Source organism: Bacteroides sp. NSJ-48, assembly GCF_014287405.1.
GTDB lineage: Bacteria > Bacteroidota > Bacteroidia > Bacteroidales > Bacteroidaceae > Bacteroides > Bacteroides stercoris.
The window spans coordinates 1-25,977 of record NZ_JACOOD010000002.1 but is presented as its reverse complement, the minus strand read 5'-3'; the positions used below and the strand labels follow the sequence as shown (position 1 = coordinate 25,977).

The 25,977-nt window shown below is 49.6% G+C and carries 27 protein-coding genes; 16 read left to right on the top strand and 11 right to left on the bottom strand.

The window, feature by feature from the left end; translation table 11 throughout:
* Positions 1 to 463: 463 nt before the first annotated feature.
* On the top strand, positions 464 to 751 hold the full coding sequence (locus H8S52_RS01065) for an LPD11 domain-containing protein (RefSeq protein WP_007571918.1): 288 nt from the start codon (positions 464 to 466) through the stop codon (positions 749 to 751).
* A 36-nt stretch (positions 752 to 787) separates the two neighbouring features.
* Complete coding sequence (locus H8S52_RS01060) at positions 788 to 1,003, top strand: hypothetical protein (RefSeq protein WP_007571920.1); 216 nt, start codon at positions 788 to 790, stop codon at positions 1,001 to 1,003.
* A gap of 349 nt (positions 1,004 to 1,352) precedes the next feature.
* Here the strand turns inward: H8S52_RS01060 and H8S52_RS01055 are convergent, their stop codons facing one another.
* A complete protein-coding gene (locus H8S52_RS01055) occupies positions 1,353 to 1,547 on the bottom strand; it encodes a hypothetical protein (protein WP_080715528.1) in 195 nt (64 codons plus the stop codon).
* Positions 1,548 to 1,760: 213 nt separating this feature from the next.
* On the opposite strand from H8S52_RS01055, the gene H8S52_RS01050 reads away from it, so the two are divergent.
* The 4 genes from H8S52_RS01050 (at position 1,761) to H8S52_RS01035 (ending at position 4,952) form a co-directional block, all read left to right on the top strand.
* Positions 1,761 to 2,144, top strand: coding sequence for a single-stranded DNA-binding protein (locus tag H8S52_RS01050; protein WP_007571923.1), 384 nt, complete (start codon positions 1,761 to 1,763; stop codon positions 2,142 to 2,144).
* Positions 2,145 to 2,524: 380 nt separating this feature from the next.
* A complete protein-coding gene (locus H8S52_RS01045; protein WP_007571928.1) occupies positions 2,525 to 3,052 on the top strand; it encodes a hypothetical protein in 528 nt (175 codons plus the stop codon).
* A 426-nt stretch (positions 3,053 to 3,478) separates the two neighbouring features.
* Entirely contained in the window at positions 3,479 to 4,168 is a 690-nt protein-coding gene (locus H8S52_RS01040) for a hypothetical protein (RefSeq protein ID WP_007571930.1), read from the top strand.
* A 469-nt stretch (positions 4,169 to 4,637) separates the two neighbouring features.
* Positions 4,638 to 4,952, top strand: a complete 315-nt coding sequence (locus tag H8S52_RS01035; protein ID WP_007571936.1) for a hypothetical protein — start codon at positions 4,638 to 4,640, stop codon at positions 4,950 to 4,952.
* A 59-nt stretch (positions 4,953 to 5,011) separates the two neighbouring features.
* Here the strand turns inward: H8S52_RS01035 and H8S52_RS01030 are convergent, their stop codons facing one another.
* A complete protein-coding gene (locus H8S52_RS01030; RefSeq protein ID WP_007571940.1) occupies positions 5,012 to 5,404 on the bottom strand; it encodes a hypothetical protein in 393 nt (130 codons plus the stop codon).
* Between the two features lie 97 nt (positions 5,405 to 5,501).
* Positions 5,502 to 5,783: an HU family DNA-binding protein gene (locus H8S52_RS01025; RefSeq protein ID WP_007571941.1), complete on the bottom strand. Its 282-nt coding sequence runs from the start codon at positions 5,781 to 5,783 to the stop codon at positions 5,502 to 5,504.
* A 217-nt stretch (positions 5,784 to 6,000) separates the two neighbouring features.
* Here H8S52_RS01025 and H8S52_RS01020 point away from each other — a divergent pair, with 217 nt between their 5' ends.
* Both H8S52_RS01020 and H8S52_RS01015 read left to right on the top strand, forming a co-directional pair.
* Entirely contained in the window at positions 6,001 to 7,365 is a 1,365-nt protein-coding gene (locus H8S52_RS01020; RefSeq protein WP_007571943.1) for an MATE family efflux transporter, read from the top strand.
* A gap of 210 nt (positions 7,366 to 7,575) precedes the next feature.
* Positions 7,576 to 7,812 (top strand): winged helix-turn-helix domain-containing protein, encoded by a 237-nt coding sequence (locus tag H8S52_RS01015; RefSeq protein ID WP_007571944.1) that lies wholly within the window; start codon positions 7,576 to 7,578, stop codon positions 7,810 to 7,812.
* Positions 7,813 to 7,912: 100 nt separating this feature from the next.
* On the opposite strand, the gene H8S52_RS01010 is transcribed toward H8S52_RS01015, so the two are convergent.
* Both H8S52_RS01010 and H8S52_RS01005 read right to left on the bottom strand, forming a co-directional pair.
* Complete coding sequence (locus H8S52_RS01010) at positions 7,913 to 8,245, bottom strand: multidrug efflux SMR transporter (protein WP_008654963.1); 333 nt, start codon at positions 8,243 to 8,245, stop codon at positions 7,913 to 7,915.
* Between the two features lie 335 nt (positions 8,246 to 8,580).
* Positions 8,581 to 9,228: a recombinase family protein gene (locus H8S52_RS01005; protein WP_007571946.1), complete on the bottom strand. Its 648-nt coding sequence runs from the start codon at positions 9,226 to 9,228 to the stop codon at positions 8,581 to 8,583.
* Positions 9,229 to 9,462: 234 nt separating this feature from the next.
* Between H8S52_RS01005 and H8S52_RS01000 the strand changes: the two genes are divergently transcribed.
* The 8 genes from H8S52_RS01000 to H8S52_RS00965 all read left to right on the top strand — a co-directional run bounded on the left by H8S52_RS01000 (position 9,463) and on the right by H8S52_RS00965 (position 17,266).
* Entirely contained in the window at positions 9,463 to 10,512 is a 1,050-nt protein-coding gene (locus H8S52_RS01000; RefSeq protein WP_007571947.1) for a hypothetical protein, read from the top strand.
* 26 nt (positions 10,513 to 10,538) lie between these two features.
* A complete protein-coding gene (locus tag H8S52_RS00995; RefSeq protein ID WP_007571948.1) occupies positions 10,539 to 10,991 on the top strand; it encodes a hypothetical protein in 453 nt (150 codons plus the stop codon).
* 10 nt (positions 10,992 to 11,001) lie between these two features.
* Complete coding sequence (locus tag H8S52_RS00990) at positions 11,002 to 11,400, top strand: hypothetical protein (RefSeq protein ID WP_171059043.1); 399 nt, start codon at positions 11,002 to 11,004, stop codon at positions 11,398 to 11,400.
* Positions 11,397 to 11,987, top strand: a complete 591-nt coding sequence (locus tag H8S52_RS00985; protein ID WP_007571950.1) for a hypothetical protein — start codon at positions 11,397 to 11,399, stop codon at positions 11,985 to 11,987. The genes H8S52_RS00990 and H8S52_RS00985 overlap by 4 nt, the downstream gene beginning before the upstream one ends.
* On the top strand, positions 11,977 to 12,819 hold the full coding sequence (locus tag H8S52_RS00980) for a hypothetical protein (protein ID WP_008654966.1): 843 nt from the start codon (positions 11,977 to 11,979) through the stop codon (positions 12,817 to 12,819). The genes H8S52_RS00985 and H8S52_RS00980 overlap by 11 nt, the downstream gene beginning before the upstream one ends.
* 222 nt (positions 12,820 to 13,041) lie before the next feature.
* Positions 13,042 to 14,499, top strand: coding sequence for a MobV family relaxase (gene mobV / locus H8S52_RS00975; protein ID WP_007571955.1), 1,458 nt, complete (start codon positions 13,042 to 13,044; stop codon positions 14,497 to 14,499).
* Between the two features lie 52 nt (positions 14,500 to 14,551).
* Positions 14,552 to 15,958: an OmpA family protein gene (locus tag H8S52_RS00970; RefSeq protein WP_007571956.1), complete on the top strand. Its 1,407-nt coding sequence runs from the start codon at positions 14,552 to 14,554 to the stop codon at positions 15,956 to 15,958.
* A 177-nt stretch (positions 15,959 to 16,135) separates the two neighbouring features.
* Positions 16,136 to 17,266, top strand: a complete 1,131-nt coding sequence (locus H8S52_RS00965; protein ID WP_007571958.1) for an acyltransferase — start codon at positions 16,136 to 16,138, stop codon at positions 17,264 to 17,266.
* A gap of 389 nt (positions 17,267 to 17,655) precedes the next feature.
* Here the strand turns inward: H8S52_RS00965 and H8S52_RS00960 are convergent, their stop codons facing one another.
* From H8S52_RS00960 to H8S52_RS00935, 6 genes are all read right to left on the bottom strand, one after another.
* Positions 17,656 to 20,010 (bottom strand): DUF4906 domain-containing protein, encoded by a 2,355-nt coding sequence (locus tag H8S52_RS00960; protein WP_007571963.1) that lies wholly within the window; start codon positions 20,008 to 20,010, stop codon positions 17,656 to 17,658.
* A 25-nt stretch (positions 20,011 to 20,035) separates the two neighbouring features.
* Positions 20,036 to 21,178, bottom strand: a complete 1,143-nt coding sequence (locus tag H8S52_RS00955) for a fimbrillin family protein (RefSeq protein WP_225719301.1) — start codon at positions 21,176 to 21,178, stop codon at positions 20,036 to 20,038.
* A gap of 46 nt (positions 21,179 to 21,224) precedes the next feature.
* A complete protein-coding gene (locus H8S52_RS00950) occupies positions 21,225 to 22,193 on the bottom strand; it encodes a fimbrillin family protein (protein ID WP_225719302.1) in 969 nt (322 codons plus the stop codon).
* A 145-nt stretch (positions 22,194 to 22,338) separates the two neighbouring features.
* A complete protein-coding gene (locus H8S52_RS00945; protein WP_007571968.1) occupies positions 22,339 to 23,367 on the bottom strand; it encodes a fimbrillin family protein in 1,029 nt (342 codons plus the stop codon).
* A 58-nt stretch (positions 23,368 to 23,425) separates the two neighbouring features.
* A complete protein-coding gene (locus tag H8S52_RS00940) occupies positions 23,426 to 24,454 on the bottom strand; it encodes a DUF5119 domain-containing protein (RefSeq protein WP_007571970.1) in 1,029 nt (342 codons plus the stop codon).
* Positions 24,451 to 25,701: a DUF3575 domain-containing protein gene (locus H8S52_RS00935; protein ID WP_007571972.1), complete on the bottom strand. Its 1,251-nt coding sequence runs from the start codon at positions 25,699 to 25,701 to the stop codon at positions 24,451 to 24,453. The genes H8S52_RS00940 and H8S52_RS00935 overlap by 4 nt, the downstream gene beginning before the upstream one ends.
* Positions 25,702 to 25,977: the final 276 nt, after the last annotated feature.

Sequence of the window (25,977 nt, the reverse complement as noted above, 5' to 3'; positions counted from 1 at the left end):
GCAAAAGACCTCCAATGCGCTTTGCGGGCTGAACCGGAACTACCAGCTTCAGCCCGTTCCTCTTTCTCGCAATAGACATGCTGGCACAATCCCCCTTTTATCCTCACGATCAATTTTTATACTGCCCCGGAATACCCGTTTATATTTCTCTTTTCGCTGCAAACCCTTTTTATCGCCCATCAACCTTTTACACGAGACCTTCTCTTCCCTGTGTTCGCACATCGCTTTCGGGCTGCCTGATATAAATTGTGTCGCAAAGGTACTTGTCATGCCGTTCTTGTATGCAAGGTCAAAGCCTGACGGTTCACGACAAAATCTCCACCCTCCGCTTCGCACGGGTAGTATTTAATCGTGAAACCTTGCATAAAGAGCTATGACACCTTTCGAGGCGACATAATTAAATCAGGCCCGAAAGTAGCAGGTGCTACAAGAGGGAAAAAGAAAACTCAAAATTTTATAGGTTATGACAAACGATGTAACAAATTCAAATGGAAGAGTAACGGTAGACGAAGTAATACACAGGGATTCGGTTTTCAGATACCAACTGTTAGACCGCTTACGGTCAGACTGCGAGTATTACCTCAATTACGGTAACAGACACCCCAAAACCTTATGGGCTGGCGACGAAAAATTGCAAATTGAGTTTATGATAAAACTGCATGATAGCTTCAAGGAGGGAGAAAAACCGGAGTGGCTTACGATGGATAAAATTTTGGAATACAGTAAGAGAATGATAGCTCAAGAAGAATAAAATTACTACTAAGGAACAGACTAAAAATGTGATATTATGGCATGGTTGGCAGTAAATAAAGACGGAACAGAATGGATTATGCCCGAAAAGCCCGTTCGGGGCCGGTGTGGGCATTGGGAGTATTTGGAAGAAGTGTACAATGTACCAATCGAGATAGAACTCCCCAAAGGGACTGTTTACAAACTTCTCGGCAAAGAACTGACATGGGATGACGAGCCGGTAGAATTACAGACCAAAACAGAAAAAAGGTAAATGTAGTACGGGCTGGAGTACCAGTTTCAGCCCGGTTACACCGGCTAAAATCTAAAACAGATACGCGGGTGCGATACCCTCTTTTATTTCCGAACAGACACTCATACCGTTTCCTTCGGAAATACCCCTTTATACATTTCGGCTGCGCCATATCCTTTTATATCGAACGGCCACTCATGCAAAGGCGGCTTCTCCGCTTTGTTTCAAGGCAGACTTCGGCCATTTTTCCTTTACCTCTTCTTTCCCTCATTTCTCTTGCCGGATAGAGACAGCGATATCGATACGTCGCACACGCCTTTTGCCGGATCTTCGTCCGATAGTATTTTCCACGATGCAGCGTATATGGTTGTTAAACGGTATATCGTTCTTGCCGCTTCAACCCCAAACAGCCGATACACTTTCTCGCCTGATGTTCTTCCCGCCCACCTGCCGGAACGGGAGCGGTCTTGTGTCGGTGGACGGACAGGTCTTTCATGTTTCCGAGTCCGCTGCGGATTGTTTCGCCTCGACTTTTTCGCGACCGCTTTCTATTTGAAGTCGCCATATCGTTTTTCGTTGCAAAGTTAGTATGCAGACGGGCGCGACCCGATGGTCTTGACCAATGGCGTATCGCACAAATCTTCCTTTATCGGGCTTGCGGTTTGGGGCTTCGCCTCCAAAATAAAGAGTATTTATGCGCTATCCTTGGTGCAGCCCTTTACTGCACCTACTTTTATGCACCGTAAAACTGATTTATTAACTTCAAAAAGCAATCGCAATGAAAAAGATCGAGAACAATTTCGCAGTAACCGGATTCGTGGCAAAAGATGCCGAAGTCCGTCAGTTCACCACCACAAGTGTCGCACGTTTCCCGCTGGCAGTGGCCCGTCAGGAGAAGAACGGCGAAGATACCAAGCGTATATCCGCTTTCATGAACATTGAAGCGTGGCGCAAGAACGAGAATACCGGGTCGTTCGACCAGCTCACCAAGGGCACGCTGCTTACCGTGGAGGGCTATTTTAAACCCGAAGAATGGACCGACAAAGACGGCGTGCTGCACAACCGCATCGTGACGGTTGCAGTCAAATTTTATCCGGCTGTCGATAAAGAGGAGGAAGTTCCTGCGGAACCGGCAAAGAAACCGAAGAAGGGCAAGAAGTAATTCCTGCCTTTTTGAGACAAAGCGGCCCGAAGGCCGCTTTTGTTTTGCTCGTTACCGTTCCGGAACGTCTATACTTTTATACTCCTTCATACTCCACACGAAGAGTCCGCCGTCGTCCATTGATTTTCCCGTGCAAAGTTAAGGCGGTCGGGAACCGGCAAGGCGCGGCTTCATTTGAGGTTAACAACCATCAACTCGCAAGCTCGTCAATACTTGTTCAACACAAATGAAATCGTCCATAGGACTATCCGCTTCCTCCTTGCCTTGTTTCCCTTCTGTCCGCCTTGTGGTCCGCACGTAAAATCAAATCCCGCCGGACGAGGGAAACCCTCCGAAGGCAGGGATAAAAAAACAAAAGTCAAACTTAAAATTCAAGACGTATGAAACAGATGATTTGGTCAAGCTATGACCTGTTGGACGAAACGGCAAAAGAATACTATCAAAATTCACAACGGGAAATATTGGACGATGACTGTTACGAGGTCAGCGATGAAGAATGGGCAGAAGAAGTATATCGCTGGCTGGACGACGAACGGAGCAACCTGAATAAAGAAGTGGACGGCATTATTGTCGTGTTCGGCAACTTGGGATTATGGAACGGCCGGAGACAAGGCTATCAAATATTGGGCAGCACCATTGCCGATATTTTGAAATCCCAGTGCGACGATGCAGAATGGTACGGCGACGGCTATAACATTCGCGGACGGATGGGCCATCATGACGGTACGAACTACACCTTGTATCGTATCGCCAAAGACCGTGATGAAGCGGAGCGTATCGCCGATAAGATTTACAACCGTGAAATCGACGAAGAAGGTTTCCGCCGGAGAACACGTTCCCTCTATCCGTATGTAGCCGCCGTGTACGGCTGGAAAACAAGGCAGCGCAAGCCGGACAAGGCCGCATAAAATGCTGTCCACAAAATACCGCAACGCATCCGCCAGAGATGGTTGCGGTATCCTTTATCGAATGGGCGAAACACAGAACCGTCTCCTTTTATAATCAGCTCCATTCCTTTTTATCACTACTCACGGAGCAATATCCGCCTTTTATACCGACCCCGGTCTTTCGTATATCTCCCGTCTTTTCTTCTTTCCATCACCGGTTTGGTTTTACCAGATGCAAAGGTAGGCCGTCGCACTTGATCCGGTGGCTTGAAGTGCATTTCTTGCAAAATTCTTCCTTACCGGGGTAAGAGTAATTTTCCAAGGAAAGCCACCGTATGAAGTTTTCCCGACAGCCGTGTACCGCATCCGTAAAACCCCAAAGCGGTTCAGGAAGAAAGAACCGACAAAAGGGAAAATAAGTATTAACAATTTCAAAAAACTAAGATTATGCCTAATCATGTGACAAACCGTTTAGAAATAAACGCAGACCGGGAAACAGTACAAAAAGTAATGAATTTCTTAAAAGGTAAAACCGATGATGACAATACGCCTTGTTACATCGACTTCAACAACATCATTCCTATGCCTGAAGAACTGTTGATAGAAAAAAGCAGCAGTGGAGATTTGGGTATGAAATACCTTGAAGCAATGCAGTTGAAGCCATTCTATTTTTTATTGGACGATGATGCTTTGAGAACCATTCAATGGATAGAAGGATTGGCGGAAAAGGACAGAAAAGAAGCGCTGCAACTTGGAGCATCGTATTTGGAAAATCGGAAAAAGTACGGTTATCCCACTTGGTACGAGTGGTCTACCGCCACATGGGGTACAAAATGGAATGCCTATCACCAAGACTTTGAAGAGCCGAACATACTTTGGTTCGATACGGCATGGAATGGAGTGCCACTGCTTATCCAAAAACTTTCCGAGATATTTCCGGATGTGGAATTCCATTACGCCTATGCGGACGAAGACTTAGGTTTCAATACGGGAAGAGGAACAGCCCGCAATGGAGAAATCAACATGACGATACCCGAAGGTAGAAGCAACGAAGCCTTTGAAATCATGTTTTTTGTGAAACCGGGAATGGACGAATATTTTGAACTGACGGACGAAGGTTACAAATGGGTTTCCTAAACATTCGGTACAGATAATGACCGGTGCAGGTTCGGGATACATTGACAATGGATGTGTCCTGAATCCTTTTGCCGGAATTCCCCCTTTATATCTTCATGGCTCTTTCCCTTTTATCGAAACGCGGTCCGTTCCCCTTTGTACCGTGACTATCCAGCCGGAAAGTAATCCTTTTATAACATTTTAGCTTCCCCCGTTTTATCCTCCTTACAGCCGTTTCCCAACACTCCATGCCGAAAGCCCGCTTATTTTTTCTGCAAAGTTCGATTGCCGCTTGTCTGTCCTGTCAAGAACCGCTTACGCTTGCTGTCGAAAAATCTTCCTCCCCGACTTTGTTGGAGAGTGTATTTTTCGCAGCCTTCTTGCCTGGACCGACCGTCAATCCTATAGGCAGAAAAATAATCAACCTTTCGGTACAGGATTGTACCAAAGGGAAAAACAAAAAATAGTTCAAACTTAAAATTTAGAGCGTATGACATTTAAAGAATTTATGCAAGAGAACGGTTATGAGTTACAAACAACCTTTTGGGAAGACTTCTCAATAGCGGACAGATTTGGGTTGGCGGCTGTTTTGGACACTTTCAACCGGGCTTTCAGGGAGTGGAAAGGGGACTATAAGTTCTTGACGGAACTGACATTGGTACTTAACCATAAGATATGGCAATACTATGAAAACAGACCGGATATGGCGGTACTTTACAATACTCTTTGGGAACAAGCCGACCAATACGCCAAAGAGAATCTGAAAGGGAACGAGTTAAGCTATTACTGGGAGGTGACGGATTAAATATATAATACCCTCGCATGATATAAAGAAAAAGAGGCAGTTCTAAAAGCCTCTTTTCTTTATAGGTTAACTTCTAATTCTTTTCCACCAGATAAACAAAAATACGCATTCTGGAGCTGGTGTAAGTATTCTATGCGGTGTCCGCTTACCGTATATTCATTAGCATGAGTGGTAATGTAATATACAGTTTGATCATCCCAGTCTTGTGTAATCTCCATTTCATCATTGTCAAATGTATAATCGTCAAGCTGATTAAAACCGCATTGCAAAACCAATTTTTCAGTAAGTAATATTGGCTGAATGTCTCCATTTGTTTTATACGGAGGTTCTCCCCATTTATAAACAACGGATATATTCTCTTTTCTCAACTTAGGATCATAATCCAATGCACAAACCAAAGATGGTTTACCTTTATAAGCAACGTAATTGCCAACTCTCAATTCTTTAATCATAACAATTCTGTATTATCTTTTAGACTAAAAACTTAATCCCTCTTAAATCGCTAATAGATACAAATCTACAAAATAAAATGAAACTTTTACACGTCCTTTATTTTCCCTCTTTTACGGCATTCAGGAATACTTTTGCCGGTTTGAAGGCGGGGATGGAATGAGCCGGAATCACAATAGTTGTGTTCTTTGATATGTTACGGGCCACCTTCTCTGCCCTTTGCTTGATAATGAAGCTACCGAAACCCCGCAGGAACACTTCGTTCCCGGCAATCATCGCATCTTTTACATTCTCCATGAATGCCTCGACCACGGTCATTACGACCTCTTTCTCTATTCCGGTCTGCTGTGCAATCCGGCTAACAATTTCTGCTTTTGTCATATATAAGAATTAAATAGCAATGTACAAAAATGCAACTTTTTTTGGATAAGTCAAATCTTTGGCCCACCTTTGCGGCGAAATAACGCAAAGGACATTTTATAATCCTCATCGGAGGGCTATGGAAGCCGGATAAGATGACTGGGTAAAACCATCGTCTTATCCGGCTTCCGTCGTTTTCTGCCGGAAGTAAACCATATAATATAAAATACAAAGACGTATGAAAGAAAAAGTGATTGATTTTGGGAATGAGAGAGTTTCCGTTCTGTTTAAGAAACTGTTTTTCCCCACTCTGTTGGGAATGTTGAGTATGTCGGCGGTAACGACTATCGACGGGATTTTCGTGGGACACGGCGTGGGCAGCGACGGGATTGCAGCTGTAAATATCTGCGTCCCTCTACTGATGTCACTCATGGGTGTTGGACTGATGATGGGGGCAGGTTGTTCCGTAATCGCTTCCATTTACTTGTCGAAAGGAAAAACCGTTTTGGCACGTGCGACCATCACCCAAGCCATGCTTTTCGTGACGCTCATATCCGTAACCGTCGGAGGATTCATTCTGGCGTTTCCCGAAGAAACCGCCCGTATGCTTGGCTCGTCGGAGCATTTGCTGCCGCTGGTTGTCGATTATCTGGTCTGGTTTTCCCCGTCTCTGCTGTTCGAGTTGTGGATTGCCGTCGCCTTGTTTGCCATGCGCCTGGACGGCGCTCCGAAACTCGCCATGTGGTGCAGCATCATAGCCGCAGCGGTGAATGTCGTTCTCGACTGGCTGTTCATCTTCCCGCTGGGCTGGGGAGTGATGGGGGCGGCATTTGCTACCTCCCTGAGTTGTTTGGCCGGGGCAGCGGTGGCGATGGGTTACTTGTTGTTCTATGCCCGTGACACTCGTTTGCATTCTCTTCGTCCGGGTAGAAAAAAGATTTTATTCTTCTTCCATGATATAGGAATGCAGTGTAAGATAGGATCATCCGCCTTGTTAGGCGAATTGACAATGGCGATATTGCTGTTCATCGGCAACCAGGTATTCATGCGCCATTTGGGAGATGACGGAGTAGGTGCTTTCGGAGTAAGCTGTTATTATCTCCCGTTCGTCTTCATGATAGGTAACGCCATTGCCCAATCTGCCCAGCCTATTATCAGTTACAATTTCGGCACAGGAAGCACGGAAAGAGTTCGTTCCGCCTTACGCGTTTCCGTGTTTGCGGCATTAGTTTGCGGAGTCATTTCTACTGCCGCCTTTATCCTGTTTCCTGAATTGCTTGTCGGACTATTCTTGCGCATTGACAATACTGCCGCACGCATAGCGATAGAAGGATTCCCTTATTATGGCACGGGGTTCATCTTCTTTATTTTGAACCTCTCCATTATCGGATATTATCAGAGCATGGAACAAGTAAAGCCGGCCATCACATTTGCTGTCTTGCGCGGACTTGTTTTTCTGGTTCCGTGCTTCATGGCATTACCTGCCATAATGGGAGTAAAAGGAATTTGGCTCGCCTTACCGTTGTCTGAAATTCTGACGACTTTAGTGATTGTCGTTACATTTTGGATATATTCCCGGCAACGTGCCATAATTTGCAGGTAATTTTTTCGGATTTAGGTTCCATGTAAAATGCCGCTATCAAAAAAGTTTAAAGATTGGTAGCGGCATTCTGAGCAGTTATCCGGAATAAAAATTCCGCCAAATGCATGATGTATTAATAAACATTAATGGGTCGTAAGCAATAATTCGTTATCAAAACTGTACATTTGCATAGCATATTATATACATATAACAATAAATATATTATAATTTATGGATAAATACATCATTGGCGAGAACGCTGGTAAAGTTTGGCGTTTATTGAATAGTGACCATCTCCGTAAATGGGAATTTTCAGAGATAAAGAAAATTACAGGGATGGATGATGCCGAGTTGGGTAGTGCTATTGGCTGGTTGGCCCGTGAAGATAAGGTACAATTCGAACTTGAACATCATAACAGTAAGGACGAAAAGGCATACTTGTATCTTATGTTGAATGTATATATTTGACTCCTTCCTATAATGCTGAAAAAAGAAAGAAACCATGCTGATGAAAAACATGATTTCTTTCTTTTCGTTTGGTATAGAACACAATGACGGGACACTTCCATCAATGAGAGACCGAGTTGGAGAAGACATTGATGACGACCACTCCGGCAATAATCAGGACCAGCCCGATGATGGCAGCCAGGTCGAGGTGCTGTTTGAAAACGAAAAAGCCGATAAGCGCGATAAGAATGATACCCACTCCCGACCAAATGGCGTAAGCTATGCCTACCGGAATGCTCTTCAGTACGACACTCAAGCAATAGAAAGCCGCCGCGTACCCCAGAACGGTCAATACGGACGGAACGAGTTTGGTAAACTGTTCGCTCTGTTTCAAGAAAGAAGTGGCTACAGTTTCAAAAACGATAGCCAAAAACAAGATAAGGTAAGTTTTCATTTATCTACATTCATCTTTTGATTTATACGAATCATATTCCGACTCCTGACACGAAAGAACCGGCAAGACAATGCCGCCGTTGCCTCATACGTGTTACTGGTCACGCCGGTAGTCGCTCTTGCTAAAACCGCCGAACACCGCTTTCAGAAGTTTACCCACTACCCAGAACACAACGATTATCAATATTACTTCCATACTACGTTTTTATTTAACCTGTATTAATAAATTAAACATCTGCTGTTTGTTACCAAGAGTGCGAATCCCTTTCAATCTTGTTTTCCGACAGTTAAACCGTTTATAAGCGGTAGTTGCCGCCGCCCTTTTCGTTTTACGGGTTATTCTTCCGCCGGACTGTCGTCCTTTTTCTTTTTCCGGGTTCCCAAGGGGCCGCTGAATTTCCCCCTGTTGAGTTTTACCCCATGCCTGTGGAGCACGCTGAATACCGAACTCCGACTGCTGTACCCGCTTACCGCCATGATGTCCTCGAATGAATGGCCGTTGACATACATGTCAACAATAGTATTTTCCTTGTCGGCCTTATCCATAGCCTTCATCGTTTTCTTCGGAATCTTCGCGTTCTGTTGCAGGTTCAAGACACGTGCGGACGAATATCGCAGTATCGCCACCTCTTCGGGAAGCGCCCCGAACATCTCCAGCACATCGGCAACCGTCGTTTCGGGAAACAGTTTACCCCGTGAGTCGATCCGGTCATGGATGGATATGATGCGTACCACCTTGATACGGCACAACTCAATGAAAGCCGACAGTTCGCGCGACCCTCGGAGGGCATTGCTGAATTTGGCCACCACTACCTCGTCACCCCTTTCGAGGCTCGCCACAAGCTGTTTCCATTTAGGCCGTAGCGCCTCGCTTTCGACCGGTTCCTCTATCACTTGTACACAGCCGTACTTCTGCATCCATTCTTTGTCAGCCTCGAACCCGTCGTAACGATCCGCCTTAAATATGTAACCTACTTTTGCCATCTCATTGTACACTTCTATGATAACAAGTACAAATATAACAGTTTTATTTTAAACTAAACCATACTTTGAACGGAAAATCGAATAAAGCACTTAAATCTCCCGTTTTTTTCACTTGTTTTCATTGAAAATCAAACTATTAAGTGTAATGTTAAAAATAGCTTATAAAACAAATTTCAACACTTGCCATCTTGAAAATAATACTTAGATTTGCGCTGTAAAATTCAAAATTGAACAATGAATAGTAGAAAATCATACTTAAAAATCATACTTCCCATTGCTGGACTTTCTGCCGCTTCGATTGCCGTTTTCACATTCCCGTCATGCGACAGTCCGAACGGCAAATCACTGGCGGAACCCCAAGACACGCCTGCCGGTCTGTACAGAGAGTACCTCTCCGAGATACGCAAGTCCCAAGAACTTTCCTTTGAAGAGCTGACTGTATGTATCGGGGAATGGCAAACCTTGAAAGATTCCGTGGCTGCAGCCATTCGGCAGGACACGGCCCGTCAGGCCCATTCCGGCACACGGGAAGAATGTCGTCTGTTACACGACTCCATTTGCTCGGAACTTTCCCGGTTGGCCCTGTCGAAACCGCGCACCTACAAGGAAGTGTTGAGCTTAAAAGAGCGGTTCTCTCCCTATGCCGGAGACGTGGAACTACACCGTTCCGCCGAGGAGATCCGCCCGTTTTTCGCAGCGCTGGATAAACGGCCTGCCTACCGTGGCAACAAGGAGCAAACGCTGTCGGCATATCGTAAGTTGCTTGCCGGAACCCTGAACAACGGCATACACGACAGTCGTGACCTCAAGAGATTCATCGAGAAAGAAGACGCCGTTTTTCGCGCTTTTCTGTCCGGTCTGCACGATTCCGGCAGTGCAAACATGGCCGACATTACCCGCGACACGGAGAAGTGCTGTTCCGAGGTGTTTCTCGCTGCCGGACGCAAAGAGATTACCTACAAGGAGGCCCTGATATACATGGCCCTGCGTGCCGACCGCCGACTGATACAGAACGTGCGTACCTGTCTCGACGACATACATCGGGGCGAAATCGCGACACCCGAACAGGCGCACGCCTACATCTGGATGATACTCCAGCCCTACGCTTCCTTGGACGGCCTCTGTATGACGCTTCTTTCCCCAGAGGATAAGAAAGCCCTCGACCGGATTGCGACCGAAACACCCGGCGCTTTCGAGACACTGCGTAAAATCCTGTCGTCAGAGAACAACCGGTTGGACGAGCTGCCCGGTATGCTCATGGAGATATTCATCGCCTCTTTGTAAAAGCCTATTCATAAAATAAACGATATATGATTATGTTACGACACTTTCTGGATGACTTCATGTCGTTCGTACCCCTGCAAATGCCGCAGCTTCTCAATGTGGCGACAATGGAGGAGCCGCAGTTTTACGGCGACTACGTTCTGCTCACGTTCCCGTTGCGGGACCCCTATGATTTGGAGGAGGTCATGGACATATTCGAGGACGACATGGAGCTGATCACGCTCTACCACCATGTGCCGGTCGGATTGGAAAAATCCGGTCATAGCACCTGTGCCTACTCCAATCCCGCTTTCGGACAAATGTTCAAGATGAACGCCCGGACAGACGCGGACGGTAAGGTAAACCGCGTCATCGCGACCGTTTACGATTCGTTGGAACTGATGTACGGCGACCTGTCTCTCGACTTGAAACTCCACACCGGAAACGGCAGCTTCAAGTACAAGAAGGAGCTGGAAGACGTGCTGTTGGATTTCATGTAAAACAGTTCCTATGCGAAACACGATATATCGCCAGATGATTTTCTGCATCGACACATACCGCACATGGATAGAGGTGGCCGATGACAACCTCTACAAGGAGCACGTCATTCCGAGGAACAACCGGACCGATTTCCTGGTTTCCCGCACGCTGGTACTGCGTGCTTGCAAACCGCATGGCACATACGACCGGGGCATGACGTGGACGATTCCGGAGCATGATCTGGACGCGGCACTGGCTACATACCGCAAGCAGAACGGCATATTCAAGTCCCGGATGAAGAAAGGCGCATCGTCCCTGACAGCTGAAGACACCGAGAACATTATCCGCTTGGCCACCCACGGGATTGTCCGCTTGGAACTCGTGGTACGGCCCGTTCACATACCTTCAAAACCCTATTACCTGTTATGACTTGGATTATATTACAGTTTGTGTTTCTTGCAATGCCTGTCGTCCTTCCGGCACTGTTGTACAGGAGCAGACGTTACTTCATGGCAAAATTCTACGATAAAATGATATGGAGCGAAAAGGCCCGCAGGTTGTACACCCATGTGCTGCTTATCGTATTGCTCCTCTTCCATTATGTCTATACGAGCGGACACCCCGGCGAGTTCGGTGTTGTGCCATCCACCATTGTGTGTGCCGCATGGGCCTCTTTCCGGCGGGCGGACCGATGGATGCGCTGTTTGCTCGACCGGCCGAAACGTTTCGTCTGGTTTGCGCTCTTGGCATTGGTCATCGGCTTCGTGCCGCATCTGTACACGATGTCCGTAACCATCGCCTTTATTCTTTTGGCTGCCCTGTTCTACCCGTCGGCAAGGGTCATGTCCGAAAGGACAGACATGCGCAAATTCCTCGAATGGCTGGAATATCCCGGAGCATTAGCCGACAGTTATCATAGTATCATCACGCAAGACTGCCATGATAATGCGGATAATGGCAGTCCATACAATCCGCACGATATGAATCATCAAAAACAGAACGAAAATGAGAAATAGAAATGAAGCACCCGCCACCATACTGGCCAACACGGAAGTGTTCGACTATCTGAAAGAAAAAGTCGGCGAGCGGAAAACAAGAACAGAAGCCTACTGCGACCTGTTGGATAAATCGCTGGCAGGTTTCGTCTCCCCGTTTTTAAGGAAACAAGACTACGACCTCGGTCCCTGCCAGTGCCATGTGACCGTTTCCGACCTTGCATCCGAGTGGCATTGGCACCGCGCCACCGTCCGCTCGTTTCTGGACACGCTCGAAGCATTCGGGCAGTTGGAACGTATCCGGCTGGCGAAAAGCGTCATCATTACCATGCACCTGCGAATCGGCACGCCTGACATGCCGGACAGTGGGCAGAAAGAAACGGACTTTGCCACAAGAATACAAGGAATATTGTACGATTGGGTGATTGGCAAAGCAACTTCTTTCGATGTCGGCAAATCATGCGGACAAATCATGCGTCAGACCTTGGCGGAGATAACCGGACAGGACAGCCGGGCCTATCCGGACAACCATTCCGGCACGACATCCGTGCATACCCTCCGATCAGAAGAACAATTGCGTGAGACCGTTTTGGAGTGTATCGCCCATGCCGCCCTATGGCGGGTTCTGCGCAAGTCGAGATTCGACGACGGCTCACCGCTCGTGCAGTTCTTCCGGTCCGATCTCGGTGGGGAATGGGCGGCGTTCATCGAAGCCTCGAAAGAGCTTGCAGAGCTTGTTATCGACGGAAAGCCGGATGGAACGGATTTCGGTATGGACGAAGAGACGGAACGCCTCGAATCGCTTCGTAAACCCTTTCTATCGCTTTTAGCGAAGGCGCAGGAAGAAAGTTGAACAGGGATTCGCAGACAAAGATTGTATAACCACGGGCAATTCTCCCCGGTTCAGGTTCAAATATCCTTCCAGTTATAGCAGGCATCCGGGCTTGCCCGTCTGCCACTGAACAAAGGGAAGGGGGAGCCTAATACCCCGACCGACATTCGTCGGTGGGAAGGGTGTCCGTACAAGCAGCAAGCTGGGGACACGGGGGATTGTCCGAAATAACACGGAAGCAGTATGGCAAATGCAAAACAGGTTCTTGACGTTCAAGTGTCGAAAGGAATCACCGCCGCCCAAGGCAACGAACATCTGCGCAATCGCAGCAAAGAGGCAGAGAAGTACGCCATGAGTAAGGGCAACTACGATCCCACTCGCAAACATCTGAACTTCGAGATTGCGTCCGGAGGCAAGATACGCCCTATTGACACGAGCCGTAATATCCCGGAACGGATGGCGGACATATTGGGCCGTCGCGGAATAAAGGACCCCAACGAGGGACTGATCGAACCGAAATACCGCACGGTGGTAAACATCATCTTTGGAGGTTCGCGGGAGCGGATGCACGAACTCGCATTCGGTACGCAGAAGGTGGATTTTGAAAAAGGTGCGGACAATACCAGCATCAAAAGGAAGAGCGACATCGAACGTTGGGCAAAGGATGTCTATTCATTCGTTTGTGGCAGATACGGAGAGCAGAATGTTGCCGCCTTCATTGTACACCTCGACGAGTTGAATCCGCACGTGCATTGCACGCTTCTGCCAATCAAAGACGGGAAGTTTGCGTACAAGGAGATATTCGCCGGAAAGGACAAGTTCGAATATAGTGCGAGAATGAAACAGCTCCATACGGACTTTTTCGCCGAGGTCAACACGAAATGGGGAATGGCGAGAGGCCGGAGCGTCGCCGAGACCGGCGCACGGCACAGGACGACGGAAGAATACCGCCGTATGCTCTCGGAAGAGTGTACAACTATCGAGGAGAATATTGACCGCCACCAAAAAGTGCTTTCCGATCTTCATTCGGATATACGGCTGGCAGAGCGCAGGGTAAAGGGTCTCACTTCAATGGTGGAAAACCTGCGACGAGAGAAATCCGAAAAGGAGGCCCAACTGGCAGCACTCGAAAATGACATGAACTCCCGAAAAGACGATGCCTTGGCCATATCCGCCGAGAAAGAGAAACTCGAAAAAGAACTGGTCGCTATCCAAGGGAAACTGGCAGACAAACAGGAGAAGTTACAGACTGCCGACCGACAGCTTTCCGACCTCAAAGAGAATATGGATGCCATTCAGGAACGCACGGAACAGCTTAAGGAAGAAGCCTACGAATACACCCGTGATGTACATTCCAAAGTGGACAGCCTGCTCAAGGATGCCATGCTGGAAAACATGGTCGATGAGTGGCGGGAACTGTCGGCACGTATGAAGCCCTCCGAACGGCAACTGTTCGATGGCACCCTCGTGCGCTCCGTGGCAGAACAAGGCACGGAAGTCATGCACTGCGCCACACTGTTGTTCCTCGGCATGGTCGATGATGCCACTACATTTGCCGAAACACGTGGCGGAGGTGGTGGCGGCAGTGACCTCAAATGGGGACGCGATGACGACGAGGACAACCGGGCATGGGCGCTCCGCTGCATGAGAATGGCGAGCCGCATGATGCGTCCGGCCATCGGCAAAAAGCCCAAACGATAAATGGCAAAGATTGCCTGAAAACTGAATAGATTACAATTAAAAAATTGGAATTATGACAAAGAATATCATCTTTATCTTTGCGGCGTTCTGTACGCTGCAAGCCCGTGCGGATGTACAACCCACGGAGAAGGATACTGTACGCTGCATGTTCCGTTACGATGACACTGAACTGCTGCAGCCGTTACAGCCCTCATATCTTGACGGAGTGGTCGTCCCGGCACGGGGAAACGGCAACTGGTTCGTCAGTATCGCCGGAGGCACGACGGCCTTTCTCGGCACCCCGCTTGGCTGCGAAGACCTGTTCGGGAGGTTGAAACCCTCGTATAGCCTTGCCATTGGCAAGTGGTTCACCCCGTGGGTAGGCGCACGCATAAATTATAGCGGCTTGCAGTTCAAGGACGGTACGCTGGCCGTGCAGGAATACCACCACCTCCATGCGGATCTGCTATGGAATGTGCTCGGCGGCAGTTATTCCCGTCAGGAACAGGTACGCTGGCATCTGGCTCCCTTTGCCGGTATCGGGCTGCTGCATCATGCGACCAACGGGCATAACCCGTTTGCAGTCTCTTATGGTATACAGGGGCAGTACCGGATTTCCAAAAGGGTAAGCGCCCTCGTGGAACTCTCCGGCGCAACCACTTTCCAAGATTTCGACGGGTATGGTAAGGAGAACCGTTTTGGTGACCACATGTTATCGCTTACCGCCGGATTTTCTTTTCATATCGGCAGGGTCGGTTGGAAACGCGCCATAGACCCAAGTCCTTATATCCGCCGCGATCAGTGGCTTGTCGAGCGCGTAAATGCTTTGTCGGAAGAGAACCGTCTTTATGCAGGGCAGCATGACAGAGACCGACGGACACTCGCTGAGCTGAAAAAGATTCTGGAAATCGAAGGATTGCTCGACAAGTACAGCCATCTTTTTGATGACGACGATGCATTCGACGGCAACCGTTATCCCAAAAACAATTACAGCGGTCTGAACTCGCTTCAAGCGAGACTTAAGAACCGGAAGTGGGACGGGAAATCTCCCTTGGATGGGAAGGGTACACAATCTGCCGACACAATTCCCCTTTGTGCGGGTCAAGACACACTCTGTATGCAATATTTGGCTCGTATGCAGAACGGAAAAGAGTGTATCGGCTCACCCGTGTATTTCTTCTTCCAACTCAATACGGCGCGTCTCACGGATACCTCCCAGACGCTTAATCTCGACGAGTTGGCAAGAGTAGCGAAGAAGTACGGGTTATCGGTAAGCGTCATTGGTGCAGCTGACAGTATGACCGGAACAGCATCCGTAAACAATGTCTTGAGTGCATCAAGAGCCGATTATATCGCTGAAGAATTAATCAAACGTGGGGTGTCGGGCGACAAGATAACCAAAACTCACCAAGGCGGCATTTCCGATTATGCGCCCAATGAGGCCAACCGCCATACAAAGGTTATGCTGCATCTCAAATAATACTTTTTGTTCATACGATATAAAAACATTTTTTTTCGTTTATGGAGAGCCTGTCTGTGAAGATCGGCTCTCTTTTTAAACGGAAATCTGACTGTTTGATATTTTCTAATCGGTAACGAACATCGTAATTATTTATTATATACTATCTTTGCATTCAGTCTTTTACCGGTATAATTCATGAACATGCAAAACTCTTATCTGACCTCGAAGCCGCACTACGAGATTCTGGACGGACTGCGCGGTGTGGCGGCTGCTATGGTAGTGGCCTTTCATCTGCTGGAAGCGCATTCCGGCGGCAACCATCTGAACCAGATTATCAATCATGGCTATCTGGCAGTCGATTTCTTCTTCATGCTTTCGGGTTTCGTCATCGGCTACGCATACGATGACCGTTGGAACCGGATGAGCACGGGAACCTTCTTCAAGCGTCGTCTTATCCGGCTACAGCCTATGGTGATCATGGGGAGTATCGTGGGAGCCGCGCTCTTTTGGTTTCAGGATGCCCCCTGTTATCCGGCAATGGAGGGCGTGTCCGCCGGTGCGGTGCTGCTGGTCATGCTGCTGGGTTGTACGTTACTGCCTCTGCCGCTGAAGTGGGACGTCCGGGGATGGATGGAAATGCACCCGCTGAACGGGCCGGCATGGTCGCTTTACTACGAATACATCGGCAACATATTGTACGCCTTGTTCATCCGCAAGTTCAGCAAGACGGCATTGACTGTCCTCGTGGCGATAGCGGCGTGCTTCACGGTACACCGCTGCCTTACCGCACCTGCCGGCGACATCGTGGGCGGATGGGCTTTGAACTGGGAACAGCAGTACGTGGGACTGGTCCGGCTGATGTACCCCTTCTTTGGCGGACTGCTCCTGTCCCGGCTTGGCTGGCTGATACGCACCCGCAAGAATGCTTTTGGGTGGTGCAGCCTGATGATAATCGCCGTGCTTTCCGCGCCCCGTATCGGTGGGGAGGACGGGTATTGGATGAACGGGCTTTACGAGGCTTTCTGCATCATCTGCATTTTCCCGGTTATCGTCTCGATGGGAGCGGGAGGCAGGATAACGGGCAAACGCTCCGCTGCCGTATGCAAGTTTCTGGGCGACATATCCTATCCCGTCTATATCACCCACTATCCGCTGGTCTATATTTATACGGCATGGGCGTTCAACCGTCAGGCGACACTTGCCGAAGGCCTTCCTTACATGCTGCTCACGTTCGTCGGGGCGTTCGCGCTTGCCTATGCCTGCCTGAAGTGCTATGATCTCCCGGTGCGCAAATGGCTCACGGAACGTTTCTTGAAGAAGAAATAAAAAGCGGTAAAGAAATCCTATATTTATTATCGTATTTCTGTCGGATGACAGATAAAGTTCCGACGCCGAAGGTGTTTTGCGGACGACACAATCAGATAACGCGAACCCAAATGTCTATTACTGTTTCGCTGATAGAAGAAAAGCCCCTTGATGCCTTTGCCATAGGTTTGAGGGGCTTTTGGGGAGGCTACAAACCTCTTTTTGTTGAATAGGTTCTTTTGATATTGTCACACCTTTTTCTATCCCGACCGACGTATAAAACGTGCGTGTGCATGTCGGTTGTACAGGCCAAAGACATACCGGGAGAATAAAAACAGCACTGCCCGCCTGTAGAGGGGTTTCCTACAGACGGGCAGTGAGTAAGACACGGAATTAAAGTTTGGCGGTTGTCACTGGATAGTTACGCCACTGGGCGGTACGTAGGCTGCACGGATGCGGAGAGGTCTATTGATGCGGGGTGCTTTACCGGTAGTGCCGTTATCATTCGTGTATATATCGTCCCAATCACTTTCTGCATAACCACCGTCTGGCAGGGCCTTGGTGGCACGGGCATAGCTGGTGCTCTCTGGATAGATATACGCAGGCCATATTCCTGTTCTATCTTTTGCTGCCGCCGATGACCAGTAGAAATTGTTCTGGAACTCCGTGTATGTATTGTAATAAGAGGTAAGAATACTTTCCAGTTGGGAGATACCGGGCAGGAACCAACCGGAAGAATTGCTCATGCCCTGTACGGCTCCATTGGCATTGCGCTTGTTCTTGTTATAGCAATATTCCGCCGCTGAGCGGGGTTTTTCGTTCAGGTTCATTTCTGATTGTCCAGCTTGGGTAATAATGCGCCGGGTAGCTGCCGCCCCATGTTTGTTTCCTTCCGTCCATTCGTTATTTAGCGGACCTCCGATGTATTCACCATTACAACCCCATTCCAAACCGTCATAGATATAATCCCCTTCAAACTCGTTCAGGGGGTCGTAATGGGATATATATTCCTCATAGGCTTCCACGTAGATAGTGCCTTGAAGTCTGCCTTCATAATACCACTGTACCGGCAACAGACCGTGCTGTACGATTTCAATGGTACGGGTACGTGGCGTCTGCGTGTTGTTGTCGGTGTACGAGATGTTGACGGTGGCGGTGCGGTCTTTCGTGCTTAGGTTTTCGTCCAAGTAGAAATAGATGCGGTCACGGCTCCTGCTGATGGTGTATTCGGTGTTTTGGGCAAGGGTGTTGGTCACCAAGTCCGTGGTGAAGTATTTGCGTTTGCCGTTTCCCGCAGTCCATTTCTGTCCGGTCGCCAAATGGGTATCTGTACTCATGTCGGCAGAGAGTGTTCCATTCTCCATATTTTCGGCTGGCACACGTTCCATGCGTATCCAAGTGTGACTTTCCGGGTCGGCTATGCTGACTTTCATCTTTGGATTCTCATCTTCCTCGAAGAGGTACACGTCCAAAGGTGTGATACAGAAGTGGGCGTCGTGGTCACGCTCGCGCAGCATGGACAGGTAGAACGGGTTGTTCTGCTCGGTGATGTTGACGCGGGCATCGAAGGTGATGTGGTCCGGGTTGTTGCCCACATGGGTCAGTCCGCTGATGACGATGTTGTTGGCGTAGTGCCTGTTGCGTATCACCTTGAAGTCATTCACCGGGTTGCCTCCGAGATAGAAGGTATATTCGGCCTCGATGGTGGTGTTATCCTGATTTGCGGGCAGGGAGGGGTCGCCGTTATAGGTAGTGTAGTAGGCTCTCATCTTGAAATAGGTAGCCTTACTGTTTTCGCCTACAAGTCTCGGCTTCCACCGCTGCTTGTCAACATCGTCCTCTACTCCAGCCGGATACTGATAGTTTTCCGGATCTTCGTCCGGTTCAATCATGTTCTCGAACATGTAGAAGGTCAGGGAGGCGGCCCCGCCGTGGTTGTAAACGACGGCATCGCTCTGTATGTTTTCTACATTGCGGTATGGCTCATCGGTAGTCAGGCTGGTCTGGCCATCGGCAGGCTCGGTCAGGGGTACGGCGGTAGGCATGTTGTACACGCCCCATTCCGCAATGGAAAGGCGGGGCAGTTGTCCGCTCTCGTCCGAGTGGTCGGAATCGATACTGATGTTGATGTCGATGCGGGCCATCAGTGCCTTGAGCTGCATCGTGAGGCTTCCCTTCTCGGTGAGGTTCACGGTCGCGCTCTTGCCCGCCATCGGCATTCCCGTGCTGGGCAGGGTCGTGATGTCATCGCGGGTGTTAGGAGTATAATTGGCAGGATCGTACACGAACGCTTCGAGCAGCTCCTTGGGCTTTTTCCCGTCTTTGCTATATTGGGGGAAATTATCGGGATAACCGTCGCCGTTGGCATCAGTTACCACCTCCGGAGTCACGTTGGCCAAAGCGTAGATGGTAGTTTTTTTTGCGAGTGCCGGATCTTTAAACACGTCCGTAGGAATGCTGACATTGGTCGTATTCGCCGACGGAGCCATATACGGCGAGAATACTTTCGTGTTGCTCGATTCCAGATAGTCGCCGTTTTCGTCGAAGAAGAACAGGTAGAGCTGGTTGATGCGCTTCTCCTTGTCGTCCTTGGCGATGGCCGAGCGGGTGACGACTTGCTGCGGCAGCATGTTCTGGCAGACGGCCTCGATGGTGAATCCGTCGCCGGGCGGAACGGTACCGCCGCCAAAGTCCTCCTCCGTGGTGCAGGCTGCCGGCAAGAGCATGGAGGCCACCGGCAGGAAATAATAAAGTATCTTTTTCATCTTTATGCTGTTTTCGGTTGTTGTTTTATTGGATAGAGACGTCGCTGTCGCCCCCGTCTTCCCAGAACTCGTTATCGGCGGCAATAAAGTTCAGCGCGAAGGTTTCGCCCACGAAGTTGAGCTGCGCCGTATAGCGGACACCCGCACGGGGCTGGAACTGTGTCGGACGTTCGGCTGTAGCGGTCTTATCCGCCCCTTTGTAGGTATATTCGACGGAAACCTCCACGTCCTTGCCGAAATAAGTGCCGTCCGTGGCGTTGCTCAACAGAAGCAGGTGCTTGTCGCCTATCGGGCTGACGGAACTGTTGGGAGCTACTGCAAGCCCTGTCTCGTTGTTATATATCTCGTATGTGCCGGGATAGGTGCCGCTGTAGGTGTAGAATCCCTCTTCGTTGGTATTCTTGCTGAAATCGATGGTAATCGAGCGGGTGAAGTGGCCCGACAAGGTAACACGCTTGACGGTAACAGTTTCCTTCTTTTCATCTCCGTAATTGTAGTTGTTCACGGCGAAGCCCAAGCCCGTCATGATGTGGCTGAAATTGAAGCCCACGTTCCCCGTGGTACGCAGGTGGTTATAGACGACGGAAACCATCGCGTCGGGTGTCTGCATGTCGTTCAACGTGGTAGTCGCTACATCGCCCGTCTCGCCGAACGGCATGGTGAACGTCAGTTTCGGCACGCCCCGTGTGGTGGCGCTGGCGGGACTTTCCACTGTAAAACCGTCCTTCGGGTAATAGGCGAAAAAGGTGTACCGATAGCTGTCGGGGGAGGTCGCCGCCGGATTTTCCGTCGTGTTGTACCATTTTCGCGGGCCGCCACTGTTATTATAGTCATAAGTGCAGGCCGAGCCGTTGTAGGTGACGGCTTGATTGAAGAACACGTCGGGGAAGGCGTTGCCGCTCTTGTTACCCCAGTTCGCGCTGCCCGATGCCCAGTCCTTTTCGGTGTTACTGCCACGCTGATAAGGCACGCAGTAGCCCAGTACGCCGAACGTGCCGCCGGTGGGGAATGCGTCGTGGAACGTGCTCCGGGTGAGTTTCTCCACGGTAATGACCGGGGCGGCAAAGTGGATGGCGTCGGGACTGTCGGCTTCGGGCTGCGCCCATTCCTCCTGCTGGCAGGCGGAGCAGAGAAGCAGGAGAGCCGGAAGTATGTATCGTTGCTTCATTTGGATGTTCATTTTATCGTCAAGTTACAGATAGCTTATAATTGGGTTATTGGGTCACGTCGATGGTTACGTTCCCGCCTATGGCGTCGCTCCATGCGTTGACCGTGGGCGGGTCGAACACGATATAGCCTCCGCCGGTGAGGGTGAACGAGTAACGGTAATGGTTCGCCGCCTCCCACATGCTCACGGTGGTGGCAGGCAAGGTGTAGGAAGCGGTCTTTCCCCTCTCGGCATCGGTATCGTAGGTGACAGTCAGTTTCACCCCGTCCGTGAGCGATTGCGGAATGAGTAGCAGGTCGCCCGACACGTCCGCATTTCCGGCTGGAGTTACGGAAGTCTCTTTCTCCACGCTGACGGTTCCCTCTGCCGTGTTGCTCCACAGGGGTTCCTTGCCGCTGTCGTAATCTCCCTTGACATCCAGCCCCTCAAGGGAGATGGAATGTACCGTGGCGTTGCCACCCTCACTGCGTGCCGCAAAGGTGATGCGTGCCAGCAAATGTTGGAATTTGAGGGCTACCGGACCGGGAGGCTCTGTCTGGCCTGCCATGACGGAGATACCCGTCTTTTTCGCCGTCATCAGGTCGTGTCCTTTCGTGGCGTCGAAGCCCTTGACGGTAAATGTGCCGTCCGTGCAGGTGGCGGAGGACACGGCATCGCCCAGCGTTTCCACAGACGGATAAAGGGCGTAGAAGTCGTAGGTATTACCGGGGAGCCAGTATCTCGTGCCCTCGTAACCCCACATGCCGGAAACGTATGTCACTTTTTCGGCGTTAAACACGCTCGTGGCCGTACCGCCCGTTCCGTCGGTGTAGTTCCCCCATACGCTGAACGAGTTTCCATCGGTCAACATTCCGTCCGCGTCGTCGATGGCGGCCCGTGTCACGGCGGGACCGGCAAAACGGATCGCCCCGCTGTTGCCGCTTGTTTCCATGTCCGGGCCCGTGCTTTCCGTACAGGCTCCCAGCAGGCAGGCGACAGCCGGTATGAACAAGGTTTTGAATAGGTTGTTATTCATAATCATACATTGTTTCTTTATATCCGGTTATTTCTGACGCTACCGGTAGCGTAAATAAGGAGCAACACTCCCGTTAGTGGCTATGAGGGGACATTCAACCCCTCATAGCCTGATGTGATGTCTTTTCGGCTATTGATGCAAGCGATTACTCTCCGGCGTTTTCCGGGGTTACATCACTATTTGATGCGTCAGCCCATTCATCTACATCAATAACTTTGAACTCAATTACCTGCTCCTTCAACTCCGGATCAATCGTGCTACCGTTGATTTCTACTGTATAGTTATATTTGAAACCTTCAGTCCATTGGTTCTGTACTGTGCCGCTAACATCGCCTTTATATGCCAATTTTCCTTTGAACTGATTTTCACTTAATTGTTTATTTGCTGCATCATAGAAAGTTGCGGTAAAGGTTACTTCCAGATTTTCGTTGCTTTGTGGAATGACAAAGCAGGTCGTAGTGTGGGTAGCGTCCTTAAATTCTTCGGCAATATCCCCTAATGCTCCGAAATCATAGTCCTCTGTTGAAACACTTTGAGTAGTCCAATTGATATCTGGTTTCCCGCTTTCGGCATAAGTCGCTGTAACATTAGTTGTTTTTACTGCATTCACCTTGATGTCGGAGATTTTCATGGTGTAGTCATAAGCGTCCGTGTTCTTGAACGTGAACTTCACCTGCGACAACATATGGTAGAAAGATAAGTTTACCGGACCATTATTAGCTTCTTTTGCAGTCACCTCTTGGGGTATAGCCACAATCAAATCTTTCGTATTGTCTACCGAGTAATTTGGGAATGTCAACACTCGAGAGGTTGCATTAAACTCTGCATTCTCAATTTTATTACCACCATTGGAGTAAGCGCCAAAACGGTACTTCTTGCCATTTATCCAATAAGCAGTCTGTGTGGGATTCCAAACCGTCCCCTCCGCTCCTACAGTGCCTCCGTCTACCTGAACATTGGTATATACGGAAGTCCATGAATCATCATAGTTTCCGAATACGAAGAACTTCTGAAGATTCTGCTCCGTTGTTTCAGTCACACTACTTCTCGTTGAATGGTTCACGAAAGTTCCGAACTGGATCGCCCGGCTCTGCGGCATATCCACAACTTCTTCGTTCGTACAGCTTGCCAGTGCTGCTACAGCCACTCCAAGCACAAAAAAACTTTTCTTCATAAGATGTAAAAAATTAAATTAAAAATTTGGTTATTTAGTACCTGTTGTTTTATTCGTTTCAGTCAATGGGCAGCGGTATGTCCACCCATTCTCCCCAGCCGTCCACATCTACGTCAAAGCTGCCTCCGCCTTCCAGCCCCTCGTCGTTGGAAATCGACAGCCCGCTCACGACGATAACGCCACCCCGTGGTTGTCCTTTCACTTGGTCTGTGACATCGAACTCGAAGGTCTTGAACTTGCCGTTCACCATTCTCACCTCCAAGTTCAGGCTGTACCTTCGCCCGTCCGTACCGTTTCGTCCGTAATGTTCACCCGGATAGTCGGGTACGCCGAACGACTGTACCAGCGCTTCCGCTCCGTAATCTTCCAGCGTACAGTCGAACATTACCGTGGCTGCGGTTTCTCCGGTATGCCCATCGTTCAGATAGACCGTTTCGGCCATGCCTGCCAAGGCTCCGCGTGCCAAGGCCACGTATTGTTGTCCGCTTTCGAACTCGTAACGTATCATATAGGTGTAAACCAATGGACGCAAGGTAACCGGCAGCTCCGTCGGGGCAAGTGTTTTTTCTGCCGTGTATTCTTCCATGTATGCCCCGTAAAGCATGTCGGGCTGGTTCACGGTACGTTCCCCCGCGTGCAATTCATGGAAAGAACTCCGGGTCACGCCGCGTGTGGTGGCTGTGGCGGATTCCGAAGCGGCCACGCCATCGAACACGATATATTCCGTATCATTGTTGTAGAACAACAGTTCGTGCGTGCCTTCCGGCATGGCGATCCGTCCTCCTTCATCGGGCAGATTGCTCTCTATACGCTGTCCGTCGCTGGTATAGACTTGGACACGTATTCCGTCGGCCGGAGCAGGACACAAATCTTCATAGTCGTACTTCCAGTCCTCTTCCCACAATTTTTCCCAGTCATAGGCGTAAGTACGTTCCCATTCCTGTTCCCAGTCGGAAGAGAGATTCACCTTCACGGAAAGACCATGCTCGTCGTGGTCGTAACACAGGTCTTTCCGGCAGCTCGTGGAAAGGAATGTCAATCCTGCAAACGTAAGCCCCATGAGGGTATATCGTAGCGTTGCTTTCATCGTGCGCCTCCTTTCTTTTTATCGGTATCCCACAACCGCCACACAAGGGCAAACTTCAGTTTCAACGGACCGAAGTAATTCATTCGGTTTGTCTGCTGGTACACGTAGTGCCCGTCGATGGGAAGATATTCTTCGTACTTGCTGTGCATGTACCCCAGACCGATACCGGCTTCCAGCGAGAGCCGCCGTCCGATGGGGAACATGTAGCCGTAGCTGACACCCACCATTTCGGCCTCGCCCTGATAGCCCTCTTTGCCGTTTTCAAGGTCGTACCACGTGAAGCCGCCGAACACGCCGAGGTAGTGGCCGTGCCACGGGCTGCCTTGCTTCTGTCCGAACCACCAGCGTCCCTCCGGGCTGATTGTAGCTACTTGGTAACATTTGTGCTTGCCGTCATTATTCCACCATGCCATGTCGCCTTCGAGGTTCACCGTCCAACGGTCGGCGATACGGTACTCCACTTCGAGCGAAGGCATCAGTATCGCATCGTAGAGCAGGTTGGTCTTAACGGCCAACCGCTGTACTGTCGGTCTATGCGGTTGCACGGTCGCTTCCTTCCGCACCGTTGCCGGCTCGGAGGCCGGTTCCGCCACGCTATCGGGTTGCAGGGCCGGTTCCGGCTCTTTCACTTTCGTCTCTTTTTGGGAAATGACTTTTACGGGCGGTTCGGGTTTCCGGTAGCAGGCCACCGAGAGGCTGGAGCGCAGTTCGGGAAAGAAATTCTCCAGCATGTAGGTGTACGGCATACCGCCCCGCAGGTCCATGAGCTGTTTCTTGCGTCCGTCCACTACGCGACCTGCCTTGTCGAACACCCATACGGGCGTATGGTCAAGGATATGCAGCACCTCTTCCTTGTATAATATGTCCGAGGCGGCGACCATTTGGCGCAGCATGTCCCACGCAATACCTTCTCCATGTATGCAGATCAAACTGTCGGGGATTCCGGCGTGGCGCACGAGATAGGATTTCAGGGAGTCGGCCCTGCGCTCTGACAGCACCCCGTTGAGACGGTTCACACCTTCGGGCGATGCCCACGAGCGTATCACGACGCTTTCAAGGCGGTCCGCACCGTGTTCTTCACGCAGGGTGCGGATAAAACGCTCCAGTTCCGCGCGGTTGTCCCGGAAGAGCATGTCCACTTCCCTGTGGCCCTGCCGGTAATGGATACGGGCCGAGTCCAACTCTTGCGCATGAACATACCCGCCGCAGAATAAAAGAAATAATAACAGTATTCGTTTCATTGTCATAATTCTGTCTATGCCAATTTATTTATATCAGCTATTTATTCAATCTCTGTACGTTTGTCCGTGCCGTGCTTCTTTCTTTAGAGGTAAAAAAGCACCGAACCAACAAATAATCAGCCGGATAACTGTCAGTTATGCCGATTTATTTGTTGGTTAAATCGTTGGTTTAATCGTTCGTTAAAAAGACTATCGGAAAAAAGGTCGTATTATTCGGACACTCCGGGAAAATTTGTCCTACTCAAAGAACTGAAACGCAATTTTTTGCAGATTTTTTTTGTG

Bases quoted from the DNA above. Each gene is read 5' to 3' on its own strand.
- H8S52_RS01065 (WP_007571918.1), top strand. From the start codon at position 464: ATGACAAACGATGTAACAAATTCAAATGGAAGAGTAACGGTAGACGAA.
- H8S52_RS01060 (WP_007571920.1), top strand. From the start codon at position 788: ATGGCATGGTTGGCAGTAAATAAAGACGGAACAGAATGGATTATGCCC.
- H8S52_RS01055 (WP_080715528.1), bottom strand. From the start codon at position 1,547: ATGGCGACTTCAAATAGAAAGCGGTCGCGAAAAAGTCGAGGCGAAACA.
- H8S52_RS01050 (WP_007571923.1), top strand. From the start codon at position 1,761: ATGAAAAAGATCGAGAACAATTTCGCAGTAACCGGATTCGTGGCAAAA.
- H8S52_RS01045 (WP_007571928.1), top strand. From the start codon at position 2,525: ATGAAACAGATGATTTGGTCAAGCTATGACCTGTTGGACGAAACGGCA.
- H8S52_RS01040 (WP_007571930.1), top strand. From the start codon at position 3,479: ATGCCTAATCATGTGACAAACCGTTTAGAAATAAACGCAGACCGGGAA.
- H8S52_RS01035 (WP_007571936.1), top strand. From the start codon at position 4,638: ATGACATTTAAAGAATTTATGCAAGAGAACGGTTATGAGTTACAAACA.
- H8S52_RS01030 (WP_007571940.1), bottom strand. From the start codon at position 5,404: ATGATTAAAGAATTGAGAGTTGGCAATTACGTTGCTTATAAAGGTAAA.
- H8S52_RS01025 (WP_007571941.1), bottom strand. From the start codon at position 5,783: ATGACAAAAGCAGAAATTGTTAGCCGGATTGCACAGCAGACCGGAATA.
- H8S52_RS01020 (WP_007571943.1), top strand. From the start codon at position 6,001: ATGAAAGAAAAAGTGATTGATTTTGGGAATGAGAGAGTTTCCGTTCTG.
- H8S52_RS01015 (WP_007571944.1), top strand. From the start codon at position 7,576: ATGGATAAATACATCATTGGCGAGAACGCTGGTAAAGTTTGGCGTTTA.
- H8S52_RS01010 (WP_008654963.1), bottom strand. From the start codon at position 8,245: ATGAAAACTTACCTTATCTTGTTTTTGGCTATCGTTTTTGAAACTGTA.
- H8S52_RS01005 (WP_007571946.1), bottom strand. From the start codon at position 9,228: ATGGCAAAAGTAGGTTACATATTTAAGGCGGATCGTTACGACGGGTTC.
- H8S52_RS01000 (WP_007571947.1), top strand. From the start codon at position 9,463: ATGAATAGTAGAAAATCATACTTAAAAATCATACTTCCCATTGCTGGA.
- H8S52_RS00995 (WP_007571948.1), top strand. From the start codon at position 10,539: ATGATTATGTTACGACACTTTCTGGATGACTTCATGTCGTTCGTACCC.
- H8S52_RS00990 (WP_171059043.1), top strand. From the start codon at position 11,002: ATGCGAAACACGATATATCGCCAGATGATTTTCTGCATCGACACATAC.
- H8S52_RS00985 (WP_007571950.1), top strand. From the start codon at position 11,397: ATGACTTGGATTATATTACAGTTTGTGTTTCTTGCAATGCCTGTCGTC.
- H8S52_RS00980 (WP_008654966.1), top strand. From the start codon at position 11,977: ATGAGAAATAGAAATGAAGCACCCGCCACCATACTGGCCAACACGGAA.
- mobV (WP_007571955.1), top strand. From the start codon at position 13,042: ATGGCAAATGCAAAACAGGTTCTTGACGTTCAAGTGTCGAAAGGAATC.
- H8S52_RS00970 (WP_007571956.1), top strand. From the start codon at position 14,552: ATGACAAAGAATATCATCTTTATCTTTGCGGCGTTCTGTACGCTGCAA.
- H8S52_RS00965 (WP_007571958.1), top strand. From the start codon at position 16,136: ATGAACATGCAAAACTCTTATCTGACCTCGAAGCCGCACTACGAGATT.
- H8S52_RS00960 (WP_007571963.1), bottom strand. From the start codon at position 20,010: ATGAAAAAGATACTTTATTATTTCCTGCCGGTGGCCTCCATGCTCTTG.
- H8S52_RS00955 (WP_225719301.1), bottom strand. From the start codon at position 21,178: ATGAAGCAACGATACATACTTCCGGCTCTCCTGCTTCTCTGCTCCGCC.
- H8S52_RS00950 (WP_225719302.1), bottom strand. From the start codon at position 22,193: ATGAATAACAACCTATTCAAAACCTTGTTCATACCGGCTGTCGCCTGC.
- H8S52_RS00945 (WP_007571968.1), bottom strand. From the start codon at position 23,367: ATGAAGAAAAGTTTTTTTGTGCTTGGAGTGGCTGTAGCAGCACTGGCA.
- H8S52_RS00940 (WP_007571970.1), bottom strand. From the start codon at position 24,454: ATGAAAGCAACGCTACGATATACCCTCATGGGGCTTACGTTTGCAGGA.
- H8S52_RS00935 (WP_007571972.1), bottom strand. From the start codon at position 25,701: ATGACAATGAAACGAATACTGTTATTATTTCTTTTATTCTGCGGCGGG.